Consider the following 23,889-nt stretch of genomic DNA (forward strand, 5'->3'; position numbering starts at 1 on the left):
CATTGAGATAGATATATTCGTTATGAAAAAGAAAGCTATTGCGCTGTCGCTGACAGCAATTTTCTCGTCAGCAGTCCTGGTTGGCTGTGGGGCAAACTCAAATACCGACGCTCAATCGCAAGCCGCTTCTGTTGCAGCTGAAACCGTTGCATTTAATGAAGTGACGCGTGACTACCTACTTTCAAGTGACCGTTTGGTCAAAGTAGATGGTGCAGAGCTTACCGAAGTGTCTGCTGAGCAAGTTGAAGCACTGAAAGCTCAGATCGAAAATGCCAAAGACGGTGAAACCATCACCATCGCTGACGGTAAGTACAGCAACCTTGGTCACATGCTAGTAAAAGCAAACGGTGTGACAATCAAGCCAGAGACAGAAGGCAAGGTGTGGCTGACCGGTCTAGTTCAGTTCGAACTGACGGGTAATGATATTACGCTTGATAGCCTCGTGTTTACTGAAGGTGGTCCTGCAGAGCGTTTTGGTGGCGTTCGCATGATGGGTAATGGCAATACACTGCAAAACTCGACCTTCTACTACTTCAACCACGATTATGCATACGAGCCTGATGAGCGTCGCTCTGAGTATCCGAAGTACCTGTGGGTTTCTCTATGGGGTAAAGATGGCAAGGTGATCAACAACCGTTTCGAAGGTAAGCAAAAGCGCGGCACACTCATCGGTGTTCAAAAAGATGAGACTCCTGACAACCACCTGATTGCGAACAACATCTTTGTTGATCAGAAGCAAAACCAGTTTAATGAGTTAGCGATCAAAGAAGCGGTTCGATACAACGGTAACAGCTGGGAAGCGATTCGAATTGGTGATTCAAAAGCGTCTCAATGGGATTCAAGCTCTAAGTTTATCAACAACCTGCTTGTAGATATGGATGGTGAGCGTGAGCTTATCTCGATCAAATCTGGTGATAACGAGATTTCAGGCAATACTATCTTTGAAAGCGCTGCGCTAATCTCTTTGCGTCACGGCAAAGGCAACAAGGTTGAGAGCAATATTATCCTAGGTAACGAGAAGCTACTAACGGGTGGTATTCGTATCTATGATGAAGACCATGTGATCCGCAACAACTATATCGCTAACACTCGTGGTCGTGATGGCTTGATCGAGGGTAATGCTGACCTACGCGGTGCTGTTGTGATTAACACGGGAATCATCGATGTTAAAAATGGTGAACAGCTAGACCAGTCTGTGAAGGGCAAAGAGCTCAACAAGCAATGGACACCTAAAAACATCGATATTGAAAACAATACGTTTGTCGATACAGAGTGGGGCATGGTTTACGGTAACCAAACTCACCGCGTAAGTCTGTTTAACAACGATGAAGTTGAAAATATCTTTGCTGGCGTGGATATCAACTTTAAAAACAATGTTGTTGATAACTCAAAGAATCCTGAGTTCGTAAGCGTACGTGCTACAGAAGACTTCCCACTTGTGAATGCGACCTACGAGAATGAGTTCTACACTCAAACGTTAGTGGGTGAAGACCAGCTAAGCAGCTATTCACTTCAACTACCAGAAATGACGGTAACTAACGGCTTTAACCAGTATCAAGGCGCGGGTGCAGATACAGAGAAGCTAGAGCTTGTGACGGCAGATACCGCTGGACCTAGCTATGAGTTAGTAAACAGCAAAAAGCTAATCGACTAGCGAACAAAAAAGCCGCCACTTCAAAAGTGGCGGCTTTTTTACTAGTTTCTGATCACTTGATACAGTGCAGGATCATTTTTTACACCTTCTGGTGCTTTGATGCCATTCTCTTTGAAATAGGCTTGCATATTACCGGTCGCTTTTTTGAAACTGTCTTCACTTTCCCAAATGGCAACATTGATAAACTCAAACGTCGCACCCTCGCTAAGTGCCTTGTGAAGATTCGTGGACACATATCCATCTTCCTCTTGCAAAAAATCACGTGCAGTTTCCCAAAACACCAGTGTTTCTTCCACATGACCCTCAGGAACCGTAAACGGGTTGATTAGAACGACTTAAGCATTTGCAGCGAATGAAAGTGAAGCTGCGACGAGTAGGCTAATAGGCTTTTTAATATTCATATCATTTTCCTTTTGTTATTTTCGAAAGGAATGATATGGAAAATTAATTGCATATCAATTATGTATGCAACTGATTTTGTAATATATTATTGCGGTTCAATGTTAGCTTCACTTCTGGCGAGCGATGAACTATCTTGCATCGGTGGATGAGTTGGGGTCTTATCGAGCGCACGCCTTTACTTCGATTCCCATTTTTCTATTCAACAGTGTTCCATGCAGACAACTTGATTTCTGCCTTGCAGTTTTGCTTGATAAAGAGCAGAGTCGACTCGAGAGAAGACACTCGTATCTTGGTCACTATCGACAGTCATAGTGACCCCAAAACTTGCTGTGACATGAATCTGTTGACCCTCAAATAGAAATGGATCACTGTCAATCGCGTCTCGCAGTCGCTCTGCAATCGCCATTGCGGCCTTATGATCTAATGTAGGGAGCAGCACAGCAAACTCCTCTCCGCCGACCCGAGCAAACGTATCTTCTGGGCGGATGATAGCATTGACTCTTTTGGCTATTTGTCTCAACACTAAGTCACCGGCCAGGTGACCGTGGGTGTCGTTGACGTTTTTAAAGTAATCAATGTCGAAAAGAATCAACGAGCTTGTCGATTTGCTGGCTAAAGTTGACTTCAAGGTGTCGAAAAAGAAACGTCGGTTTGCGATATGAGTTAGTGAGTCGGTTTCGCTTTGCTTACGTAGCCGTTTTTCGAGGTGGTATCGAGTAGAGATATTTCGGGTTAACCAGCATACAACCCTTCGTCCATTTCTTGTAAAGGAGAGGGAGAGATCTTACCTTCGAATCTAAGTGTTCCTGATGGACCTGACGCCTCATCCAGCCCGTCAACATCGGAGGCACCTAAATCGTATTCGACAGTGATAACTTCATTATGATCGAGCGCGAAAACGATCTGACTGATAAACCAGTCAGCTTTGTCCTTAGGAAGTACCTCATGCAATGACTGTCCTACTAACACAGAGCCATCGTGATATGACTGAGAGTCGGTGCCCCCTAGAATATCGACGTAGTCGCCATCTTCACTGAGAATGAAAACAGGGTCGGGAAGGCAAGAGAGAACTTGGTATACCTCTTCCAGTGTAGTGGGCATGGCTTTCCTTGTATTGTTAATCCTATTAGTTAAAAGATTAGACTGATACAACGGCGAGTGATACGGCAACTATGAAAAGGAGAGGCTCGAACTGGCAAAAATGAGCTATTACTCTAATTTTTGCTGTAACTTTATAAGTTTAGAAAGGCAGTACGTATCCGCACTGCCCTGATATTAATCATCTGACGTTGAGTCGTCATCAACAATATCGTCTCCAATATCGTCGTTGTCGTCATAGTCAATGTTAGCATCAGCGGGTTCTGCCGCTGTTTTTTTACCATTCAACGTATGAAACTTTTTCCTGTCTCTTGCGAGGTGGATATACTTTACCCACGTCTTCTCAAGCTTATTTTCCGCTTGTTTTTCATCGGATAGAACCTGTAAAAAGTGACGTTCTTCGTCAGTTTCTGGGGAGAGTTCTCCCAGTTCTAACAAGTTCATTGTGTCCCCGAAGCGAATCAGGATCTCCTCTTCAGCAATGGTAAAATCACCGGATTTTGCAAATCCACGTCGAAATCGTTTGTTGTCGTAGAACGGTTTCTTCCCAAGACGAAAATCTACATTTTGCATAGTCACCCTCATAAAATGACGTTTATCATCGAACTCTGCCACAGTATAGACAGAGCTTTGTCTGTTGGTTAAATTTTAATCGATGAAAAATTTAAGTGTCTGTTAGGACGTTACTTTTACTTGTTAATTTGAAGGTTAGATGACCAATCCGTGAAGGTTTTCTTGCATCATTTAGTTCCGAAAATGGCTAGTTTATAGAGTTGCTTGGTTTACACTGTTGGCATCAATAGAAAATAAGGATGTGTATTTTGGTGTTGAATCGAGCCTCGATGACCAATGAGCAGTATCAAAGTGCAAGACTCTCTAGAGATTCACGATTTGATGGTGTCTTCTTTGTTGCGGTCAAAACTACAGGCATTTTCTGTCGCCCAATCTGCCCGGCAAATCCACCAAAAGAGCAGAATGTGGAGTACTTCACTAACGCTCATATGGCACTCGAAGCCGGTTATAGGCCTTGTTTGAGGTGTCGTCCAGAAAGTGCGCCAAACTCTTGGGCCTGGCTAGGCGCTGAGACAAGTTTTCGACGCGCATTAACCTTGATAGAGCAAGGTGCATTGAACCAATCAAGCTGCGAGGAACTCAGCGATAGGCTTGGTATTAGTAGCCGCTATCTCCGCCAGCTCTTTAAAACACATCTGGGTGTTTCGCCGAAAAAATATGCTCAATATCATCAGCTTATGTTCGCCAAGCAATTATTGCATCATAGTATGTTATCGATCTCTGACATCGGTTTTGCTTGTGGCTTCAATAGTACTAGGCGGTTTAATGATGCCTTTAAGAAGACGCTGAATCTCACACCCTCTCAGCTTCGTCGTCATGGCTTGGATAAAGAAGCGCGAAACGTTGTTTATTTGGCGTATAGAGGCGCTTATGACTGGCAATCACTACTCAGCTTTTATCAGAAAAGAGCCATCAGTGGCATAGAGAAAGTGACTGATACAAGTTATGAGCGATATGTGGAGATCAGCGGCAGTTTGGCGTGGTTCAAGATTTTCGCGGATCATGAGGGCAAGCAAACCGTCAAGATTGAATTTGAAATGGAGGATGTCACTAAACTGTCAACTCTCCTTACGACAATCAGACGGGTGTTTGACCTCGATACTGACATCACCGCGGTTGAGTCACATCTGAATGGCATCAATCACGAGTTAATCGTTCACTCTGGATTGAGACTACCTGGAGTATGGTCAACATGGGAAGCGGGCGTTCGTGCGGTACTCGGGCAGCAAGTTTCGGTAAAAGCGGCAATTGGTCAGTTAAACCTGCTTAGTGAGTCGCTTGATTATCGTGTGTCTGGTCAATTGGTTTTTCCAACACCCGGCGCAGTGTCGAATGCAGATTTGAGCTTTTTACGTATGCCGCAAAGCCGTAAAGATACACTGGCACGCTTAGCTAACCACCTTCGAGAACACTGTGATGATTCACCGAATAACTGGTTAGCGCTCAAGGGAATTGGCCCATGGACCGTTAACTACGCACTGATGCGAGGGCAATCAGAGCCGGACTTATTCTTGAGCTCAGATCTGATTGTTAAAAAATACCTAAAAACTAATGAATTGATGAGTGAGGAAGGTGTTTCCCCTTGGGGGGAGTTATGCCACCCTACATTGTTGGAGCCACTATTAATGAACTACTACACCATACTAGAGAGCGACTTGGGCCCTATTACCATTCAGGCAAGCGACGAAGGGCTATTAGGTATCTGGTTTGAACAACATACGACTTTGCCAAGTGAATTGGGTCACTATCAGCCTGAGCATCCAGTTTTATCTGATGCGGCAACGCAATTGACGGAGTATCTCTCGGGGACACGCCAGCAGTTTTCATTACCATTAGCAGCGAAAGGGACAGAATTTCAAAGCAAGGTGTGGGAGGTGCTGTGCAGTATCCCTTACGGGGAGTCGATCAGCTATCAAGAGCTTGCCAATCGAGTGGGGAACCCAAAGGCGGTAAGAGCTGTCGGGACGGCAAATGGGAGAAATCCAATTTCTATTGTCGTACCTTGCCATCGAGTGATTGGCAAGGATGGCAAATTAACGGGCTATGCTGGTGGCGTAGAACGAAAACTAAAGTTACTAGAATTGGAGTCGTCTAGCTCTTGACAGCGATGAGCCTATCATTTGACTGTCTAATGATGAAGCCTACTTAGATATTTCTATATAGTTAACATATGAAACAAGTATAACTTTCAAAGTGCGTAATTTATCATTATTTTCAGTATGGAAATGGTTGCAATTGCAATTTGCATCTAATTTTGCAAATTGCAAAATTAATATGAACGCTATTTCCCTGAAAGCGGTCTATATTTGACCGAATTCAATAAAATTGTACGTTTTAAAAGTTGGCACGCATACTGCATTAATTAAAGCGACCCTTTTTAAGCCGAGGGTCACCTAGCCAACTGACGTTGTTAGTGAACCTCTATTGTTCACACTTGTATATAGCCAGTCACACAATTTGTGGCTGGCTTTTTTTCTTTTTTTAACATCAAAAAAAGCCAGGTCGACTGTCTATCAACCTAGCTTTTTGTGAAAAGAATGACTCCGTTAGAAAATATCCCCCAGTGGGCTTTCCGATTCATCTTGGCATCCTTCATAACAACTAGGTTTACGTGGGCATACCGCCCCGCGAGAACAAATCAAACGAGCATCTCCTTCGATTCCTCTCTCAACCCAATTGATGTTGAGTATCTTGGCGACGGTTTGTAGATCTTTTTTGATACCGCGAGGAATAGCAACACTTCCCCCTCCTTCTACGCATGATCGCTTAAGCTCGCTAGCAATTTCTAATGCATTGCCGCCTTGGGCGTCGATTGCCGGGTTAAGGTCAATCCCGGCGCACAAGACTCGATTGTTCCCAGCAGGATCCGTCATATTAATCGACTCGCAGCAGTAGATCCTTGGCTCATCGCCAACATTCAAGATGGAGATCTGTGCCGATGATCCATTTTGCGGCTCAGATAGGCGGCGGAATACTGCCCAGTGTTGACATGGGTCGTTAACCATTCGCATATTTCCCCACGGAAGCGGAATACCATTTCCGCGATAGACGGCTTTGAGTTTACCTGGCCCGTAGGCATCGAAGTAGTGCCAATGCGGATAAGGTGATACAACAGTCATTCGACGCATTGCGACCGATGGTGACACACCAACACGTTTGTGCACATCGATTTCATAGCCGCTGCGGTCTAGTAACTGTCTGAAAGGTACTTTTGGGCACAGCAGTGCGCCCGCAAAGAAACTCGATTCGAAATCGCGCCATGCTTGAAGAATGTCCTGTGAGTTGAGCGCCGAAGATGACTGATTCTGGGTACTGTCATCCCAACTGTTTTGATGCCCCACGCTAAGAACGCTTTTGAGTCCCTCTTCACTGTGTAAGATACGATGGCCGATATATACCGCCAAGTCATATTTAAGACGCGTTGGGTACGCTTTGAGTATCTCGTTTAAGTAGATAGTGCCAGGTGGCTCGAAGAAAGAAGTCACAAGTTGTTTGGCATTAACACCAAGCTCATCTACCACATCTTTAGGTGTGCGATTGACCCAGCGAACGCTCAGACCCAGATCATTGGCAATATCTATCAGGTCTTCGACAGATAAGTTAAGCCTTTTCAATCCTACTTCTTCAGCCGCACGCTCTAAATCCGGAAAGTGGTTCTGCAAACTCTCTTGATGGGCACGAATCAGTAGATGTGCAAACTGGCGTCCGGTGATACCGGTTTGTGACAACATCTCAGGGATGGCTATTTGTAGGATGTCATTCGAGAATAAAAAACTTGGCTCCAGTGCCATACCACTAATCCCACCCCGATTTCCTTTTACGGGAGTGATCTCATCGGGCTCAGGTTCATTGTCCAAGAACCAAGCAGGATCTTTCTGGAACACCTCAGCAATGACCTCGAGCATATCGATACTTGGGACACGCTTTCCTCGCTCGATCATGGAGAGGTATGAGACAGAAGGGGCGTACTCTGGGTTGACTCGAATACAGCGCGCGGAGAGATCTTCCATCGTTAAATGGTTACGTTTCCGTAAGTTACGGACCTTGGTTCCCAAAAAGTGGGACTGGCGGATTAGACTTTTTGACAGGGGCATTTTGTAAAATTCACATTGTAAAATTTTTGTTGTGAAATTGTAGTCAAAAACACGCTAGTCTACAAAGTATACAAATCACAAAACGCATATAAATTTAAACAACCGTTTGGGTTTTTTACTCTAATTTGGACTTAGCAGCTGTAAGAGGGAAACACTATGAACATGCTGACATTCGATAAAACAGAACTACATAAGAACCACTCAACCTTTATCGCTGAAGCCGTGTTTGCCGTCGAAATGGTGAAAGCTGATGAACAAATGGAAAAGCAAAAAATGGCCAAGCAGCTTCTGGATACGCTGTTTCCATTAGAAAACGGTTCGCACGAGGATGTGGTGAGCTATGAGATTGATTACCGCCACGTTCAGGCTTATTTCAAAAATGGAGAGCACACAGGCCTCAAGCGTGCTAAGCATTTTGTGGCCTTTGTTGGTGACAAATGCTCACCAGAAGCGATTTTGCTTCGAGATGAAAGTGGTACGCACCTAGAGGTAACCATTGGTCGCCGAAAAGGTACCGGCAATCTTGAACTGGTCGAGATTGAAGACATCCAGCTCGAGACCTGCACGACCTTTGGTCAGTCGGAAAATTGCCATGCATCAGGTATTCGTCACTGGGTAAGTTTAGTAAAAGGTGATGGTCAAGGTCGCCCTCGTGCTTGCAGTGAAGACAAAGAATACACCGCAAAAAATGGTGATGACTATAACCTTGGTTTCAGCTTCGCATTTTAATTCACGCTAGCACATTTGTTATTACCGAATTTTCCTTTGGTAGTTGCCCCGCTTAATAGTGGGGCTTTTTTTATGGAGTTTGAGAATGTTTTGGTTCTCGTAATGCTTTTCCTCAGCTAGTCTTACATGGTGTTGTTTCAATGTGTTAGCTGCTATGCCGCCGAAAAGAATAAAGACGCTCCCCTTACATGTTCACATGTTCATTATGTTCGTCACCCTGGTATTACTCGTATGTGGGGTACAGATTTGGATTACTCAAACGAGCCTCAATAAAGTGCTTTTAGAGGCAAACGAGAACCTATTTGAAAGAATTGCCAGTGAAACCCGTAGCAACATGTCTTTTCACTTTGGGCCGACTTTCAGCATTGTTGATGCCTACTCTTCCGGTGAACTGTCTAGAGAGACTGACCCTAATAAACGATTTGACTTCGCTCCGGAGTTAATGTCACTTCTTAGTGCACATAGGCATGTTCTATCATTTAAGGCTGCGTTCCCAGATGGAGAGTGGCTTGCTGTTGCTCGAGTACACAACGGGGAACTCAGAAAGCGCATGAAAGTCGACGATGTCGCTGAGTTTGCGGCGTTTAGTTATAACGTGCACACGAAAGAGCTTGTTCAAAAGAGTTATGACGCGCAACTGGTTATGTTAGACACTAAGGTGTTGAAAGACATAATCATTGATCCGCGCATAGCTAATTGGTTTAAAAGCTCATCTTACATTCAGGCACAGGTGTCTGAACCGTATTTTATGCCTATTGTTGGTCGATCTGGCATCACGATTCATCGTAAGTCGATAAATGGTGCTGCTTTTGGAGCCGACATTCTGTTAGAAGAAGTATCGCAAGTGCTGCAGGATAGTGATGAAAATCGCGATGCCTTACGTGTTATGTATGATGATGACTTTAATGTTTATGGATACAGCCGACCAGAATTGTTTAAAGTGCGCGATGCTCTGAGGTTACGAACAACACTCAAATTAAGTGATATTGATCATCCACTTATCGCGAGTACGGCTAATGTCGTGGAGTTTGGTCCTGTAGCTAAAGAGATTAACTATGATGGGGAAAGGTGGGTTGTAAAAATTGATAGAGTACGAGGTACCAGAGATCAAGTGTTTAATCTTGCGATGGCGGTAAAGTCTGAGCACCTCCTGAAGGAATCGAACCTTGTTGCTAGACGCTCCATCATAGGCTCGCTTATTGCTTTGCTTGCAGTGTTGCCTTGTATTTACCTTGCCTCGCAGTGGTTAGCGCGACCTATCCGTCAAGCGACAAAAAAAGCCAAGTCTATTGAGCATTTCAAGTTTAACGCGATATCACAACATCGCTCTAGAGTTACCGAGATCAAAGTGATGTCGGACTCTTTGCGTTCTATGCAATCTACGATAAAACGGTTTTTGTCGCTCACTAATTCGATGGCAAAAGAGGATGATTTAGAGAGTTTGCTCGCGCTTGTCTGCCAAGAAACGGCAGATGCGACGGACTCGAATAGTAGCTACTTGTATCTATTAAGTAATGACGAGACTTGTTTAGAGCCCAAGTTTGTGAGCGTCCGTAATCAAGGCGTGTTAGACCCCTCACTGCAATCGGCCATTCCTTTGACAGACCCACTTATAAAGGAAGAGGTTCATCAGTTTTTTCAATTGAAACAGCCGGTGTTCACTCGCTACAACGAAGTTCGTACATACGTGCCGAGAGAGAGTGAATCTGACAATACGTTGTTTATCCCGCTGATAAACCGTAAACAACAGGTCATTGGCGCTCTTGGCCTCGGGTTTGATGACGCCCACGAAAGCGCCGTTCTACTTGAAAACCGAGAATACTTAGAAACGCTGGCTGCGTACGCATCTGTAACCATCGAGACCCAAACGATGATTAGGGATCAACGCGCATTGTTAGACTCCTTTATTCAGGTAATGGCGGGCGCGATCGATACTAAGTCACCCTATACGGGTAACCACTGCCAAAAAGTCCCTGCATTGACGGAGATGCTGACTCTTGCCGCGCAACAACAAACACAAGGTAAGTATGCCGACTTCTCGTTGAGCGATGAGGAGTGGCAAGAGCTCCACATGGCCGCCTGGATGCACGATTGTGGCAAGGTGACAATACCCGAGCACATAATCGATAAATCGACAAAATTAGAGACTATTTACAACCGAATCCACGAAATTCGAACACGCTTTGAAGTGCTCAAGCGGGACGAAGAACTGTCCATGTATCGTCAGCGTTTTGCTGATGCTATCTCAGAGCAGGAGCGTCAACAGCTGCAAGCCAAGCTTGAAAAACTGGATGAAGAGTTTGATCTGATCGCTGAAATCAATTTAGGTTCAGAGTTTTTAGATGAGACCAAACTTAACCAACTTGAGCAAATAGCAGCGCGAACGTGGCAGACCACGATCGATAGGCGCAAAGGTTTGTCTTGGGAAGAGTTAGCCCGCTTTAATAACCAAGATATACAAGTTCCAAGGACGGAACCCGTGCTTGCTGATCACCATGATCACCTTGTTCCATGGGAAAAAGAACCAAAACGAGAGTCGCGTTTTGTTCTACAAGCTGGTGAATACCAAAATAACCAAGGGGAGATGTATAACCTATCAGTAAGAAGGGGCACCCTCAACAGTGAAGAGCGTTATATCATCAATAGCCACATGATTGAGACGATACGCATGCTGGAGAATCTTCCATTCCCGAAACATATGCAGAATGTCCCGTTGTTGGCTGGTAGTCATCATGAAAAGATGGATGGAACAGGCTACCCATTAGGCACAAAAGCCTCTGAGCTACCTATACCGGCGCGAGCAATGGCTATAGCGGATGTGTTTGAGGCACTGACAAGTTGCGATCGCCCTTATAAGAAAGCTAAGAAGCTGTCCGAAGCTCTGCGGATCATGAGCTTTATGGTAAGAGATAATCATCTAGATGGGGATTTGTTTGAGCTATTTCTAACATCAGGCGTCTATCTGGAATTCGCTCAACAGAACATAAACAGCTCGCAGATTGATGACATTCACATCGAAGATTATCTGGCACAGTAAGGATGTAAAAAAGACCGCTGCTAGCGGTCTTTCTTTAGAAAGGCATAACGCGGTTGCGACCGGAGCGCTTAGCGTCGTAAAGCTGTTTATCTGCACGTTCCACTAAAGAGGCATAGCTGTCACCAGCGACAAACTCGGCAACCCCAAATGAGGCAGTGATATTGCCCACCTTGTTGCCGTTTTTACGATCCTTAATGGTCATTTTCTCGATCGCTAGACGCAGGGCATCGGCCATCTGTCTTGCGACTCGAAGAGACTTATTTGGGACAATTAGCGCAAACTCTTCACCACCAAAACGATAAGCCGCAATGCCACCTCGACAGGCTTGTTTTAGTCGTTGAGAAATTCCCTTAAGAATCGTATCACCAAACAAGTGACCCATTTCGTCGTTGAATTTTTTGAAGTGGTCAATATCGAGAAGAATTAGGCTCATTGGTTGCTTTGCTTGACAGAACATTGTTAAGTCAGCATCAAATGCACCTCGATTGTAAAGCGTGGTGAGACTATCAAACATGGCATTGCATTGGACTTTGGCCAATTGCGATTTTAAGCGGCTTATCTCGTCACTGGCATTCTTCAACTGCCCTTGAATAAAATCAGTGGAGTGGCGTATTTCGCTTGCTTCATCAACTAGCTGCTTGATTAGTGGCATCACGTCATCAAGGGTTGGTGCACGTTCAGCATCAAGGCTTGACGACAAACCGTCGAAGCTATTCTCGAGAGCTTTTGAAAAATCGGTGGTATCAGTCAGTGCATCGGACATGGAACTCGACATTTCCGTCACTATGGCCTCTAGATTTACCTTGAGATCTTGCAAATCGACTTCGGCTTTGTCAGCGATGTGGTTTCTGTATAGAGAAGCGGAATTGACGGGTGGCAGGACATCGTAGTCTTTTAAGATGGCGTCCATGTCTGCATTTAACTCAGGGATCGTTTGATCAACATAGGTGTACCAGAGTGCGTAATTAGCTGGCGTAGCGGGCACGTGATGTTTCACCATCAATGGTACTGCCTTTTTGAGGTTGGCAGCCGATTTTTGAAAATCGTTTTTCTTCATAGTCCGTATTTGTCCTTAACTCATTCCGATATGTGCCGCGATCTTTTTTTTGTTATTTTTTATTTGTTTATATAAGCAATTATCTAACGAGATAGGCAAATTGTCACTTTTGGAACCTCAGTTTTTGTAAATGTCCCCAGTTTTGGGTGTGATATTGCTTCAGTAACGATACATTTTAAATATATCGTTACTGAGTTCTTTGACAATGATCACCGATTGGCTTGCTTTAACCGGCGCTCTCGTCGTTTTACCATCGCCTCTTTTGCCAGGTGGTCGAACAGCGGAGCAAAGAGGTTGGCAAACAGGATTGCGAGCATGATGCCTTCGGGGTAGGCGGGATTGAGCACGCGTATAAAGATGGTCATCACACCGATCAGTATTCCGTAAGCAATCTTACCTGTATCGGTAAACGCCGCAGAAACAGGGTCTGTCGCCATAAAAAAGGTGCCAAATGCCACGCCGCCAATCACAAAATGCCACCATATCGGCATTGAGAACATAGGGTTAGTGTCTGAGCCTATGGTATTGAGTAGTGTCGCGGTGACAGTGAGTCCTATCAGTACACCTAGAACAATCCGCCATGAGGCAATGCCAATGGCAATCAGGAAGATACCCGCTATCAAAATGAATAAGGTGGAGACCTCGCCCATAGAGCCCGGTAAGTTTCCGATAAAGGCGTCAGTCCAGCTTAATACCTCTCCCGTCATGTTGTTGACCAACGCACTTTGCCCGCCTTCGTACCATTGGCTTAGCGGTGTGGCGCCTGAATAGCCATCGGCTGCAACCCAAACGGCTCCACCTGACATCTGAGCAGGATAAGCAAAATAGAGGAATGCGCGCCCCGCGAGTGCTGGATTGAGAAAATTGCGTCCTGTTCCACCAAATACTTCCTTCGCCACAACGATACCGAAGGTGATGCCAAGTGCTGCTTGCCAGAGAGGAATAGTGGGAGGCAGGATAAGTGCAAACAGAATGGAGCTGACGAAGAAGCCTTCGTTGACTTCATGTTTGCGGACAATTGAGAACAACACTTCCCAGAAACCCCCAACAATGAACACCGTCGCATAGACAGGTAGGAAGTAACTGGCTCCGTAGAGCATTTCTCGTCCCCAACCTACGGTCGCTAGTGCCTCAGGGCTTCCGAAGGCGAAAGATAACCGCCAGCTCTCTTCAAATAGAGTGGAGAGTTCTGCAACGGTGTAGGCCGCTGTCAACGCAGCATTGGCTTGGTGACCAATGTTGTACATGCCCCAAAACATGGCGGGGAACACAGCAAACCACACCATGATCATAATGCGTTTAAGGTCGATGCTGTCTCTTAAATGGGTGCGCCCCTTGGTCACATGACCCGGCGTATAAAAAAGGGTGGCGACAGCTTCGTAGAGTGGGTAGTAGGTTTGGTATTTCCCTCCGGGTTCAAAATGTGGAGCTAAGTTATCTAAAGTTTTTTTGAGTGCCATAACTCATGCCTCCTCTGCAATAACACAGTTATTACGTGCTGGTTTCGCGATATGTCCACTCTTTGACTAAGCTAACTAGCGTAATCACTCGTATGTGAATGAAGGCAAACGCTTTATGAGTGCGGGATAGTGAGGACAATATGACGACTCGACGAGGTATTTATTGGTTCTATAACGATTGTCGACTCCACGACAATCCGTTGCTCGCAAAAGCGGCGCGGGAAGTTGACTCCCTGCATTGCGTCTATTTTCCAGAGCTGAAAAGTCAGTTTGAGCGACGCTTCTTACCCATCGAAATAACCGACGATGCCAGGCAGCATTTCGCTATGCAGTCTATTGGCGAACTCAATCAATCTTTGAGGCAAGTCGGGCAGGTATTGCACAAGCTAGAGGCTGATGGTCTCAGTCAAGCTCTAGATGTGGTCAATGAACTTATCAGAACCTATAGCATTACCGATTTGTTTGTTTCGCACTCCGCAAGTTGGTATCTGGATACCATAGTTGAGAAATTGGAGGGGCAACATCCTAAGCTGGCCATCCATCGAGACGACACTCACAGCCTCTTTAAAGAGAGCGAGCTTCCCTTTGATCTTGGAGATCTTCCTCAGAGTTTTTCAAAGTTCAGAAAGTTGATAGAAAAACAGCCCATTCCCTTACCTAGTGGAACGGTCACCACACTTCCACCTCCGGTAAACAATCGACAAGGGCTTCCAGAAGCTTATGGAAGCTTCGAGGAGGCGCTCGATCTAGGTCAAAATGTACGAGGAGGTGAGTTGGCAGGACTGTCCCATGTGCGAAGCTACTTCGAAACCGATGCTGCGCTTAGCTACAAAAAGACGCGAAATGCGCTCGATGATTGGCAAAGCTCGACTAAGTTTTCGCTTTGGCTAGCCAATGGCAATATCTCTGCGAAAGCAATAGTAAGCCAACTTCATCGTTTTGAGCGACACAACGGCGCCAACGATTCAACCTACTGGATCGTGTTTGAACTGTTGTGGCGAGAGTACTTCCATTGGTATGGCAGACGACATGGTGCTCGGTTGTTTGCTTTTTCGGGCATTCAAAACAAGGCACCCTTGACCTCATTTTACGCTCAACGTTTTCGTCAATGGGTTAATGGCACTACCCCTTTCTCGATAGTTAACGCTTGTATGCGCCAACTTAAACAGACGGGTTACATGTCGAATCGAGGTCGTCAGCTCGTTGCCAGTTGCTTGGTACACGAGCTGTCGATTGACTGGCGCTACGGCGCAAACTATTTCCAACACACGCTTATTGACTATGACGTGGGGTCTAATTGGGGTAACTGGCAATACCTAGCTGGGGTGGGAGCCGATCCTAGAGGGCATCGAAAGTTTGACCTACAAAAACAGACTCAAATGTATGATCCTGATGGGGTTTTCATCCGTAAGTGGCAAGGAGAGGGAATGACTATGAGTGTTGATGCCGTCGATATGGTGGACTGGCCCCTAGACACGAATGAGTAGCAGCCAATATATAGCAGCTAATAAGTTGTAACAAGGGAGAGAGCGATGACGTATCACACCATTAGGCTTGTGTTGGGTGACCAGTTGAATGAGCGACATTCTTGGTTTTCTTCCGTGGATGATGGCGTTCTGTATCTCATCGCCGAGCTCAAGCAAGAATCTGAATACGTGACTCATCACATACAGAAACAGGTCGCGTTCTTTCTCGCAATGGAGTCGTTTGCTCGTGCTCTCACGGAATTAGGGCACAGCGTTGAGCACCTCAACCTTGACCAAAGCAGTCAGTACAAAAGCCTAGCTGACCTTATCGTAACGAAGTGCCGTCAGACACAAGCATCTCGATTCGAATATCAACGCCCTGATGAATACCGTTTGCTTCAACAACTCAGAGATTTGAAGCTGGAGAATGCACAAGTAGAAGAAGTCGATACGGAGCATTTTCTCCTACCGTTTTCTGAGATTGAGGAGATGTTTCCAACCGGCAAGGCGATAGTCATGGACCATTTCTACCGGAAGATGCGTCGCCGACACGGTATGCTGATGGCTAACGAGGATAAACCACTTGGCGGAAAGTGGAGCTTTGATGCCGACAATCGTAATAAATTGAAGGTCAACGATATCAAAGAACTGCCCAGCCCGTTGATGTTCTCAAACCCAACCCAATCTACTGTCGAGCGAATCCATCGTCATGGATTGAAGTCCATTGGTGAGATTGGAGAGCATTTACTGTGGCCGATTAATCGTGAGCAGTCACTCAACCTTCTTGCGCACTTTTGCAATATCTGCCTGCCTAACTTTGGACGCTTTCAAGATTCGATGACAGGAGAGCATGACTCTATGTGGAGTCTTTATCATTGTCGACTGTCATTTTCGCTCAACAGCAAGATGCTGTCACCGATAGAAGTGTTGTATGCGGCTATCGATAGCTACTCACAGTCTGACGGTGAAATTACGCTTGCACAAGTAGAAGGGTTCGTTAGACAAATTCTTGGTTGGCGAGAGTACATTCGCGGTATGTACTGGAGCAATATGCCGGATTACAAGCGCAAGAATGCGCTTGATGCTCACCGACCGCTACCAGACTTTTACTGGACCGGACAAACCAAAATGCGTTGTATGCAACACGCCATCAACCAGTCATTAGAGTACGCCTATGCGCATCACATCCAAAGGCTGATGGTCACGGGCAACTTTGCATTGCTGACCGAGGTTGACCCAGATCTAGTCGAAGAGTGGTATTTAGGTATTTACATCGACGCGATTGAGTGGGTAGAGATGCCGAATACCCGAGGCATGGCACTATACGCAGATGGCGGCTTGATAGCGACGAAACCCTACTGCTCGAGCGGTGGTTACATAAATAAGATGAGCGATTACTGCGGTGGCTGCTACTACAACGTCAAAGAGCGCAAGGGAGAACAGGCTTGTCCATTTAACGGCTTCTATTGGCGCTTTATGCACAAACATCGAGAGCGTCTGGGAAACAACCCAAGAATAGCGATGATTTACCGTACATGGGATCGAATGGCTCCAGAAGTACAGGACGAACACTTAACCACAGCCGAAGCCAATCTGGCACGCATCAACGAGTTGTAGGGAGCAGATGTGACAACAAACGTACTAATTGTGGGCGGCTCTGGTGGTATCGGCTGGGCAATGTGTCGGCAACTTGCGCAATTACCTGAGATTCAAGTCTTTGCCACTTATCGCAGCACACTGCCCCAAGGCTCTGAGGACTACGAACGCATTTCTTGGTTCCAACTCGATGTCATGGAACAGGCGCATTATCCAATGCTGGTGGAGAGGCTTAGCGAGGTAGTGCACCTAGATTGGCTGATAAACTGTGTCGGCGCGCTCTCTATTAATGAACGTATGCCGGAAAAGAGCTTGAAATCGGTGGACGCAGAGCAGTTTACTGATTCAATAAGAATCAATACCTTACCAACTTTACTGCTAGCTCAGCACTTTCAACCTCTTTTGAGAAAAGCACACTCGCCAATCTTTGCAACCATTTCGGCTCGGGTTGGCAGCATCACTGACAACGCCCTAGGAGGCTGGTACAGCTACCGATGCTCAAAAGCAGCGCTTAATATGGCGCTCAAGAACATCAGTATTGAATGGGGGCGTTTGATGCCGCGTTCGTGTACGGTTGCGCTCCATCCGGGAACAACCGACACGTCGTTGTCTAAGCCTTTTCAAGCACGAGTCCCAGAGCACAAACTGTTTTCAGCAAGTAAGACAGCTAGCTTACTCATTAAGGTTCTTCAGTCCCTCGACCGCAGTAATAACGGCCAGTTTCTCGCGTACGACGGGTCACTCATCGAGTGGTAGGCGACGCTTGTTGGATGAGCATCGCTTTGAACAGTATTTCACTTCGTCCCAGCACTTATCCCACTTTTTTCTCCAACTAAAGCTGCGTTGGCAGATTGGACATAGTTTTTGTGGAAGATGAGCCTTCTTATGCATGCGTATTTTCGACCGTAGTTCGACACATTTTGATATACGCAACCAGACTATTGAAGGTGCAGTTTGCACTGAGTTTTCCCAGATGATATACGGGGATGTAGTTAATATTGTCGTTATTATCTATTCTATAGTTGAGCAGTGGTGAGAAAGGTAAAGATTCATGGAACTAGAAATCTATCAGGTGAACGCGTTTACTGCGGAGCCGTTTAAGGGTAACCCCGCTGGGGTTTGTATTACTCAAGAGCCATTGCCAGCATCACTTATGTTGAGTATTGCCAAAGAAATGGCGATATCCGAAACCGCATTTTTGTCGCTCAGCGATAAACGATTACGTTGGTTCACCCCTCAAGTAGAGGTTGCATTATGTGGGCATGGAACACTTGCAACAGTGAAGGTTCTTGATGACTTGAAGCTGTTAAACGATGACGGTTCTTATGAGTTTCACACCTTATCTGGTGAGCTATCAGCGAAGAAATCTGGAGAGCGAATCTCGATGGATTTCCCGCTTTATCACCCAGTGGAAAGCACATTAATCTCTCCTGATAAGTGTGCGGCGCTCGGTATCAAGGATGATGATATTGAGTTTTGTGCAGAGTTTGAGGGTGGTAAAGACTTTATCGTGCTTAAAAGTGAAGACAAGCTTCACCAGTTAGCACCTAACTTCCACGCTTTATTGCAAACCGAAGGACGCTCTATCGTTGTGACTGCAAAATCATCGAGAAGCGATGTGGACTTCATCGCTCGATACTTTGCGCCATGGGTAGGTGTGAATGAAGACCCTGTGACCGGTTCTGCGTATTGTGCGTTGGCACCGTATTGGGCTGAGAAACTGGGTAAGTGTTCGTTAATTGGCTATCAAGATTCTGAGCGTGGTGGCTACGTCGGTATGATGATTAAGGGCGAACGTATAGAGCTCAGTGGCCAAGCCGTGACCCTAATTAGGGGCACGATCAACATTTAGCTGTTACCCTTTTTCTGTTTTAGGTTATCTTTGTCGAGTGACATTAAGATATCCAATAAAATCAGGAGTTTTTATGATCGAACACCAACCAGAATGCCATCGATTCGTCTTTGCAAAAGATGGTCACGAGAGTGTACTTGAATATAAGTTGGACGGAAGTAATGTGAACTTTACTCGCACGTTTGTACCGGATGTGTTTCGTGGTCAAGGGATTGCCAAGCAGTTAGTCGATAAAGGGTTAGCATGGGCGAAAGGCGAGCAATATCAGATTGAAGCTGACTGTTGGTATGTTGCTAAGTTTTTAGATTGAATTTCATAAAAAATAGGCGATGCGACGATAGGAGCTAGCCTAAGGTTCTCCCCCTTTATAAGGGGGAGCTAGAGGGGGTAAAAACGGACTTACAACGTGTGTCCTGCTTTCGATTCTGCCTCCGCATTGACCCCTCCCAGCCTCCCCTTAGCAAGGGGAGGAGCAAAACAGTTCTTCGCTACACATAGCTTTTTAGTAATCGGCGATGCGACGATAGGAGCTAGCCTATGGTTCTCCCCCTTACCAAGGGGGAGCTAGAGGGGGTAAAGCGGACTTACAACATGTGACTTGCTCGCGATTCACATTCGGAGCTTGACCCCTCCCAGCTACGCTCCCCGCTTCCAAGGGGAGGAGCAAACAGCTCGATATATAGCTTTGTAATAATAGGCGATGCGCGGCGCTAAAACCCACTCACCAACTCATCAATCACCTGCATCACTTCCGCCACTTTCCCACTATTAGCTGCCTGCGGGTGCGGCGCTGCAAAGCGACCGATATCGTTATCAAAGTACTTACCAGAAGCATCGGCAAACTCTTCATCCAATGCCGCTCGGCGAAGAATATCAGCACCGATATTGATATCGCCACCAGCCACGCCATACGCGTCTTTTACCATTTTACTGCCCAGCATAGACGCCGGATTTACCGCAATGATCACGGGACCTTGGCTGCCAAGCTCTTTAGCCATCTCTTGTGACCAAATAGTAATGGCTAACTTACTTTGCGCGTATGCCATGCCATCACCTAGAGCCGCATTACCACGCAACGCTTCGGTCTCCACCGGTGCTTGAGCGGCAGAGGATAAGTTTACAACACGTCCAGACTGAAGCAGAGGCAACAGTGCTTTGGTTAACAGGTAAGGGGCCAGTGTGTTCACCGCAAAGCGCACATCGAAACCATCTTTAGTACGCACATTGTTTGTGGTGTAGACACCTGCGTTGTTGATCAGCGCATCTAGGCTGTCGTGTTCACTTTTCACCTTATCAGCAAACGGTTTAATTTCCGACAATACAGACAGGTCAGCAATGTAGGTTTCAACTTCAGCATCACTATTTACATCAAGAAGTGTTTGTTTGGCTGCTTCGAGCTTTTGAGGATTTCGGCCATGGATCAATACACGGTGACCTTCCGCGACGAGCATTTTTGCTGCAGCTAAGCCAATTCCGTCAGTAGCGCCTGTAATTAGTACGTTTTTTTTCATTTTTAAACACTCCAAAGGCATGATGTAGGGGACATCTCTAGTCTGGTTCTAGCATAGATTATCAACGTTACACATTCTATTGGTGCCAGCATGGAAACAGTTTATAGATATTTTTGATAATCATGGATGTGTAGATCCCTCTGCTACCCGTGGGTAACAGAGGGGGGGAACCATAAAATCGTTCATTCTTTATCGATCAGGATCGAGTGGATAGGGATCTAAACCATTACTCACACCGTCATCGTCACTATCATTATAGATACCATCGACAGGAGCGCGCGCCCATTCGTCGAGTGAGCGATTGATCGCACTAGATATCGACACGTTGTCGAAGTAAATGGTTCTCGCATCTCTAATCTCAGTGTACATACCGATTTTGGTATAGCCGTCGTTACCAATGAGTAAGGTTTTCCCCGAACGATCTAGCTTGAGCTCACCATTTACCCAGATCATGACGCGCCCATCGGAGCCAAGTGATTTCTTGAAATAAACACGTATGTCGGTCCATTGATCTTGTGGTGCAAAGCCAAGGTCGATGATTGGATGGTTTGGCGATTGAAACGTGAGTTTAAAGTCACCGTTGTTACTCAGCCTGATTGCACCGTGTGGGCCAGATTGAAACGATTTCCATTGAGTGACAATGATGGAATACTTAGTGACATTCTGCCAAGACGCATCGGGGCGGATACTTGCGCTGAAGTAATAATCATCCCCCTGCGAATAGTTGTAATCACTGTTCATAAACGCGATTTCGCTTCGAAAGGCTGGTGGCTCGCCAAAAAACTTGAGTACATGCTCTCCTGTACGCGCCCAGGGCACATTCTCGACGCTGTAATAGTGATAGCTAGCTGGTACTTGAGTGAGAGAGTCATAACTGCTAGAAAAAGAGGGCGTTAAGAGTTGCTCTAGCCCAGACTGAGGGGTACCGTTTTCATAGTTCGCGGTGTAGACTGTCGCTGCGTTCTCAATCGTCGTTGTACGTTCGACCAAAACGTCAACTCGTGTTGGCTCTGAGAGGTTAAATCCATCATCGACTTGATAGCTGAACTCATCAAGCCCGACGAAGTTCTCTTCTGGTGTGTAAAGCACTTTACCCTCAGAAACAGTGAGCGAGCCATAATTTGCTGAGTCAGCGAGAACGATAGTAAGTTCATCCGCTTCAGGATCAATGTCGTTGGCTAATACATCGCACAATAGTTGTTGATTCTCTACCCCTTCACAATTGTCTGGCGCTGTATTGGTGACCAGATTTTGAGAGCGGCTAGGATCGAGAGGGTAATCATCTTCAAGATCGGGCACGCCATCATTGTCGTCATCTAAATCCTTATTATCTCCGACTCCATCGCTGTCGGAGTCTTTGGTTTCGGATGCATCATTAGGAAAGGCATCTTCGGCATCGACAACTCCATCACCATCGGTGTCTTTAGATAACGGGGAGAGAGCAAACTGAAGTTTGTCGACACGAACAGACCCGTCTCGGGCATAGAGAGTAAACGTGTGTTCCCCTTGTTCGAGAAAAAGTGTTGTAGGTGGTGATTGTTCGAATGTTCGAGAGTTTCCTGAGCTGGATAAAAATGCGAGCTCCGCAAGAACAGATTGCCCCTCGCGTAACTCGATGACTTTTTGCGTAGTCGCTTTTGAACCTAGCCACGCCGAAAATTCGTAGTAGCCAGTGCTCGGTACACTGACGGTGTAGTTCATCCATTCATCACGACTAAACCAACCAACATGAGTCGCGTCTCCGTGGGTAGAAAAGTCGACCCATTCATTGCGATAGTCGTGAGAGCCTCGATTATCTGCCTCTTTATCTGAGTACGCTACACCCTGTCCACCTAAGTCAAAATCTTCCGCTTCGACGGTAGTCGGCAACTCATGAAAAGGTAACACCCATTTTTCTGGATCCAGTGGAAACACATCAACGGTGTCGATAACACCGTCACCATCGGTGTCAGCTGCGAAAGCGGAAAACGAAAGACAAGAACAGGTAATGGCCGTCGCCAATGAACTAAACCGCAATACTCTACTCATACGTCACTCCTTGATTGTTTGATACGCACAGACGCTTCGCCTCCATGCTAGAAGGTGATAAACATCGGGTAAGAAAGAGTGCACTCAGCTTGAAGATAGCCAATTCAATATCTATATCAAACTGGTTTTATATTGATGAGGCGAATGTATTTGGGCTGTCATTGTAAATTTTGGATGATTCTATGACAACTTGCTGTGTGTGCTGAGAAAATCAATACTTCTGAGTTAAAGGTTATTAATATCAGTGAGTTGTAGGACGATTGCATTACGTGTCTCACTTTCATTTGGGTGCAAGAGTAAGCGGAAGAGCTACTTTACTCGAATTGGCAACGTTTGAAGTTGAACTCTCTATTACGATTTTAATAACTTAATCTATTAAGTAATGTGTCATCAATTTTTATCTAATAATTTCAATTGGTTGAAGTTTAGGTGCAGGCAATATCTCTTCTTGGTGATATTTGTTGTAAATTGGAACAAAAATCTCGCACATGTGTGCTAGTGCAGGTAGTACCAGTTTGATATGCTATTGATGAATCGGTGGTTTGGAGATGTACGATGAAGCGGATGAAGTGGGCAGTTTTGGTTCCCGCATTAATACTCGTTGGATGCAGCAAACCCGAAATGGATGTCACGGACACAGAGCTCAATGCTCACCACGCTGAGCAGGTAGTGATTGTGCACGGGCTCGCCCGCAGTGCTTGGTCGATGCAAAATATGTCAAAGGGCATCGCGGATCAGGGGTACCAAGTTTGTGTGGTTGACTATCCGACGATTCGCCAGCCGATAGAAAATACTTTAGAGAAAAGCGCGGAAGAGCTTTCTCGCTGTATTGCTGAATTTGATACCGCGACACACCATGCCACCAACCAACCTAAAGTCCACTTCGTCGGTCACTCACTAGGCGGTTTAGTGATTCGCTCCTATCTCGCGAAGCATCCTGAGTTTGTTCAATCAGAACAAATGGGTAACGTTGTTTTCGTAGGTACACCAAATCATGGTAGTGATGTTGCCGATTTCTTCTCCGATACCTGGATGCTATCCCTTGTTGGTGGTACGGCGGAATCGTTGACGACCAGTCCTAATAGCTTTCCAAATCAATTACCGCTCCCAAACTACGACTTTGGCGTGATAGCCGGAACGCAAAGTTATCCGGTGTTCAATGGCATGTTTGCAAAAACCAACGATGGCTTGGTGTCGGTAGAATCGACCAAGCTCAAAGGGATGAAGGATTTCGTCGAAGTCGATATCAAACACGACCGTTTGCGTCGAGATCCTTATGTGACGGAGTTAATTCTCAACTTCTTGCAAACTGAGCGATTCGAAAAGTAATCA

Annotated in this window: 19 protein-coding genes and 2 pseudogenes; 11 read left to right on the forward strand and 10 right to left on the reverse strand. The window is 45.8% G+C overall.

The genetic code is table 11. From position 1 onward, the window contains the following. The first annotated feature begins 22 nt into the window (after positions 1-22). Positions 23-1,654 (forward strand): polysaccharide lyase 6 family protein, encoded by a 1,632-nt coding sequence (locus AC6I8Y_RS23840; RefSeq protein ID WP_394149973.1) that lies wholly within the window; start codon positions 23-25, stop codon positions 1,652-1,654. Between the two features lie 41 nt (positions 1,655-1,695). On the opposite strand, the gene AC6I8Y_RS23845 is transcribed toward AC6I8Y_RS23840, so the two are convergent. The 4 genes from AC6I8Y_RS23845 to AC6I8Y_RS23860 all read right to left on the reverse strand — a co-directional run bounded on the left by AC6I8Y_RS23845 (position 1,696) and on the right by AC6I8Y_RS23860 (position 3,727). Then, positions 1,696-1,950 carry an antibiotic biosynthesis monooxygenase family protein gene (locus tag AC6I8Y_RS23845; protein ID WP_498021985.1) on the reverse strand — a complete coding sequence of 85 codons (255 nt, stop codon included), beginning with the start codon at positions 1,948-1,950 and terminating at the stop codon, positions 1,696-1,698. A gap of 305 nt (positions 1,951-2,255) precedes the next feature. Next, the gene (locus AC6I8Y_RS23850) at positions 2,256-2,780 is read right to left on the reverse strand and encodes a GGDEF domain-containing protein (protein ID WP_498023110.1); all 525 of its coding nucleotides are present in this window, start codon (positions 2,778-2,780) and stop codon (positions 2,256-2,258) included. 8 nt (positions 2,781-2,788) lie between these two features. Further along, positions 2,789-3,157, reverse strand: a complete 369-nt coding sequence (locus tag AC6I8Y_RS23855; RefSeq protein ID WP_498021987.1) for a PAS domain-containing protein — start codon at positions 3,155-3,157, stop codon at positions 2,789-2,791. A gap of 174 nt (positions 3,158-3,331) precedes the next feature. Next, a complete protein-coding gene (locus AC6I8Y_RS23860) occupies positions 3,332-3,727 on the reverse strand; it encodes a MaoP family protein (protein ID WP_394149978.1) in 396 nt (131 codons plus the stop codon). Between the two features lie 245 nt (positions 3,728-3,972). On the opposite strand from AC6I8Y_RS23860, the pseudogene AC6I8Y_RS23865 reads away from it, so the two are divergent. Together AC6I8Y_RS23865 and AC6I8Y_RS23870 are read left to right on the forward strand one after the other, a co-directional pair. After that, positions 3,973-5,353: pseudogene (locus AC6I8Y_RS23865) on the forward strand (DNA-3-methyladenine glycosylase 2 family protein). Positions 5,354-5,418: 65 nt separating this feature from the next. After that, a pseudogene (locus AC6I8Y_RS23870) lies at positions 5,419-5,829 on the forward strand (methylated-DNA--[protein]-cysteine S-methyltransferase); the annotation flags it as partial. 444 nt (positions 5,830-6,273) lie between these two features. Here AC6I8Y_RS23870 and AC6I8Y_RS23875 read toward each other — a convergent pair. Further along, positions 6,274-7,821: a DUF3612 domain-containing protein gene (locus AC6I8Y_RS23875; protein WP_252016237.1), complete on the reverse strand. Its 1,548-nt coding sequence runs from the start codon at positions 7,819-7,821 to the stop codon at positions 6,274-6,276. Between the two features lie 156 nt (positions 7,822-7,977). Between AC6I8Y_RS23875 and AC6I8Y_RS23880 the strand changes: the two genes are divergently transcribed. Both AC6I8Y_RS23880 and AC6I8Y_RS23885 read left to right on the forward strand, forming a co-directional pair. Beyond that, the gene (locus AC6I8Y_RS23880) at positions 7,978-8,550 is read left to right on the forward strand and encodes an aldolase/citrate lyase/malate synthase family protein (RefSeq protein ID WP_042474638.1); all 573 of its coding nucleotides are present in this window, start codon (positions 7,978-7,980) and stop codon (positions 8,548-8,550) included. A 274-nt stretch (positions 8,551-8,824) separates the two neighbouring features. After that, a complete protein-coding gene (locus tag AC6I8Y_RS23885; RefSeq protein WP_498021989.1) occupies positions 8,825-11,587 on the forward strand; it encodes an HD domain-containing phosphohydrolase in 2,763 nt (920 codons plus the stop codon). A 34-nt stretch (positions 11,588-11,621) separates the two neighbouring features. Here AC6I8Y_RS23885 and AC6I8Y_RS23890 read toward each other — a convergent pair whose 3' ends face one another. Then, entirely contained in the window at positions 11,622-12,644 is a 1,023-nt protein-coding gene (locus AC6I8Y_RS23890; protein ID WP_128648425.1) for a GGDEF domain-containing protein, read from the reverse strand. Positions 12,645-12,853: 209 nt separating this feature from the next. Beyond that, positions 12,854-14,104 carry an NADH:ubiquinone reductase (Na(+)-transporting) subunit B gene (locus tag AC6I8Y_RS23895; protein ID WP_498021991.1) on the reverse strand — a complete coding sequence of 417 codons (1,251 nt, stop codon included), beginning with the start codon at positions 14,102-14,104 and terminating at the stop codon, positions 12,854-12,856. Between the two features lie 140 nt (positions 14,105-14,244). Between AC6I8Y_RS23895 and AC6I8Y_RS23900 the strand changes: the two genes are divergently transcribed. From AC6I8Y_RS23900 to AC6I8Y_RS23910, 3 genes are read left to right on the forward strand one after another with little or no spacing between them, the layout of a single operon-like run. After that, positions 14,245-15,591, forward strand: coding sequence for a DASH family cryptochrome (locus AC6I8Y_RS23900; RefSeq protein ID WP_498021993.1), 1,347 nt, complete (start codon positions 14,245-14,247; stop codon positions 15,589-15,591). 45 nt (positions 15,592-15,636) lie between these two features. Further along, entirely contained in the window at positions 15,637-17,187 is a 1,551-nt protein-coding gene (locus tag AC6I8Y_RS23905; protein WP_498021995.1) for a cryptochrome/photolyase family protein, read from the forward strand. Positions 17,188-17,247: 60 nt separating this feature from the next. Further along, entirely contained in the window at positions 17,248-17,922 is a 675-nt protein-coding gene (locus AC6I8Y_RS23910; protein ID WP_498023111.1) for an SDR family NAD(P)-dependent oxidoreductase, read from the forward strand. Here the strand turns inward: AC6I8Y_RS23910 and AC6I8Y_RS23915 are convergent. Beyond that, positions 17,905-18,057, reverse strand: coding sequence for a DUF2256 domain-containing protein (locus AC6I8Y_RS23915; RefSeq protein WP_394149989.1), 153 nt, complete (start codon positions 18,055-18,057; stop codon positions 17,905-17,907). The genes AC6I8Y_RS23910 and AC6I8Y_RS23915 overlap by 18 nt on opposite strands. 160 nt (positions 18,058-18,217) lie before the next feature. Between AC6I8Y_RS23915 and AC6I8Y_RS23920 the strand changes: the two genes are divergently transcribed. Next, on the forward strand, positions 18,218-19,018 hold the full coding sequence (locus AC6I8Y_RS23920; protein WP_498021996.1) for a PhzF family phenazine biosynthesis protein: 801 nt from the start codon (positions 18,218-18,220) through the stop codon (positions 19,016-19,018). Positions 19,019-19,091: 73 nt separating this feature from the next. Next, a complete protein-coding gene (locus AC6I8Y_RS23925; RefSeq protein WP_394149992.1) occupies positions 19,092-19,328 on the forward strand; it encodes a GNAT family N-acetyltransferase in 237 nt (78 codons plus the stop codon). Positions 19,329-19,728: 400 nt separating this feature from the next. On the opposite strand, the gene AC6I8Y_RS23930 is transcribed toward AC6I8Y_RS23925, so the two are convergent. Both AC6I8Y_RS23930 and AC6I8Y_RS23935 read right to left on the reverse strand, forming a co-directional pair. Continuing rightward, positions 19,729-20,529 (reverse strand): SDR family NAD(P)-dependent oxidoreductase, encoded by an 801-nt coding sequence (locus tag AC6I8Y_RS23930; protein WP_498021998.1) that lies wholly within the window; start codon positions 20,527-20,529, stop codon positions 19,729-19,731. 189 nt (positions 20,530-20,718) lie between these two features. Further along, on the reverse strand, positions 20,719-22,557 hold the full coding sequence (locus AC6I8Y_RS23935; protein ID WP_498022000.1) for a heparin lyase I family protein: 1,839 nt from the start codon (positions 22,555-22,557) through the stop codon (positions 20,719-20,721). Positions 22,558-23,112: 555 nt separating this feature from the next. Between AC6I8Y_RS23935 and AC6I8Y_RS23940 the strand changes: the two genes are divergently transcribed. Beyond that, the gene (locus AC6I8Y_RS23940) at positions 23,113-23,886 is read left to right on the forward strand and encodes an alpha/beta fold hydrolase (protein ID WP_234497403.1); all 774 of its coding nucleotides are present in this window, start codon (positions 23,113-23,115) and stop codon (positions 23,884-23,886) included. The last annotated feature ends 3 nt before the right edge of the window (positions 23,887-23,889 follow it).

The organism is Vibrio sp. KUL78, assembly GCF_059725505.1.

Bases quoted from the DNA above. Each gene is read 5' to 3' on its own strand.
- AC6I8Y_RS23840 (WP_394149973.1), top strand. From the start codon at position 23: ATGAAAAAGAAAGCTATTGCGCTGTCGCTGACAGCAATTTTCTCGTCA.
- AC6I8Y_RS23855 (WP_498021987.1), bottom strand. From the start codon at position 3,157: ATGCCCACTACACTGGAAGAGGTATACCAAGTTCTCTCTTGCCTTCCC.
- AC6I8Y_RS23860 (WP_394149978.1), bottom strand. From the start codon at position 3,727: ATGCAAAATGTAGATTTTCGTCTTGGGAAGAAACCGTTCTACGACAAC.
- AC6I8Y_RS23875 (WP_252016237.1), bottom strand. From the start codon at position 7,821: ATGCCCCTGTCAAAAAGTCTAATCCGCCAGTCCCACTTTTTGGGAACC.
- AC6I8Y_RS23880 (WP_042474638.1), top strand. From the start codon at position 7,978: ATGAACATGCTGACATTCGATAAAACAGAACTACATAAGAACCACTCA.
- AC6I8Y_RS23890 (WP_128648425.1), bottom strand. From the start codon at position 12,644: ATGAAGAAAAACGATTTTCAAAAATCGGCTGCCAACCTCAAAAAGGCA.
- AC6I8Y_RS23895 (WP_498021991.1), bottom strand. From the start codon at position 14,104: ATGGCACTCAAAAAAACTTTAGATAACTTAGCTCCACATTTTGAACCC.
- AC6I8Y_RS23900 (WP_498021993.1), top strand. From the start codon at position 14,245: ATGACGACTCGACGAGGTATTTATTGGTTCTATAACGATTGTCGACTC.
- AC6I8Y_RS23905 (WP_498021995.1), top strand. From the start codon at position 15,637: ATGACGTATCACACCATTAGGCTTGTGTTGGGTGACCAGTTGAATGAG.
- AC6I8Y_RS23910 (WP_498023111.1), top strand. From the start codon at position 17,248: ATGTGTCGGCAACTTGCGCAATTACCTGAGATTCAAGTCTTTGCCACT.
- AC6I8Y_RS23915 (WP_394149989.1), bottom strand. From the start codon at position 18,057: ATGCATAAGAAGGCTCATCTTCCACAAAAACTATGTCCAATCTGCCAA.
- AC6I8Y_RS23920 (WP_498021996.1), top strand. From the start codon at position 18,218: ATGGAACTAGAAATCTATCAGGTGAACGCGTTTACTGCGGAGCCGTTT.
- AC6I8Y_RS23925 (WP_394149992.1), top strand. From the start codon at position 19,092: ATGATCGAACACCAACCAGAATGCCATCGATTCGTCTTTGCAAAAGAT.
- AC6I8Y_RS23930 (WP_498021998.1), bottom strand. From the start codon at position 20,529: ATGAAAAAAAACGTACTAATTACAGGCGCTACTGACGGAATTGGCTTA.
- AC6I8Y_RS23935 (WP_498022000.1), bottom strand. From the start codon at position 22,557: ATGAGTAGAGTATTGCGGTTTAGTTCATTGGCGACGGCCATTACCTGT.
- AC6I8Y_RS23940 (WP_234497403.1), top strand. From the start codon at position 23,113: ATGAAGCGGATGAAGTGGGCAGTTTTGGTTCCCGCATTAATACTCGTT.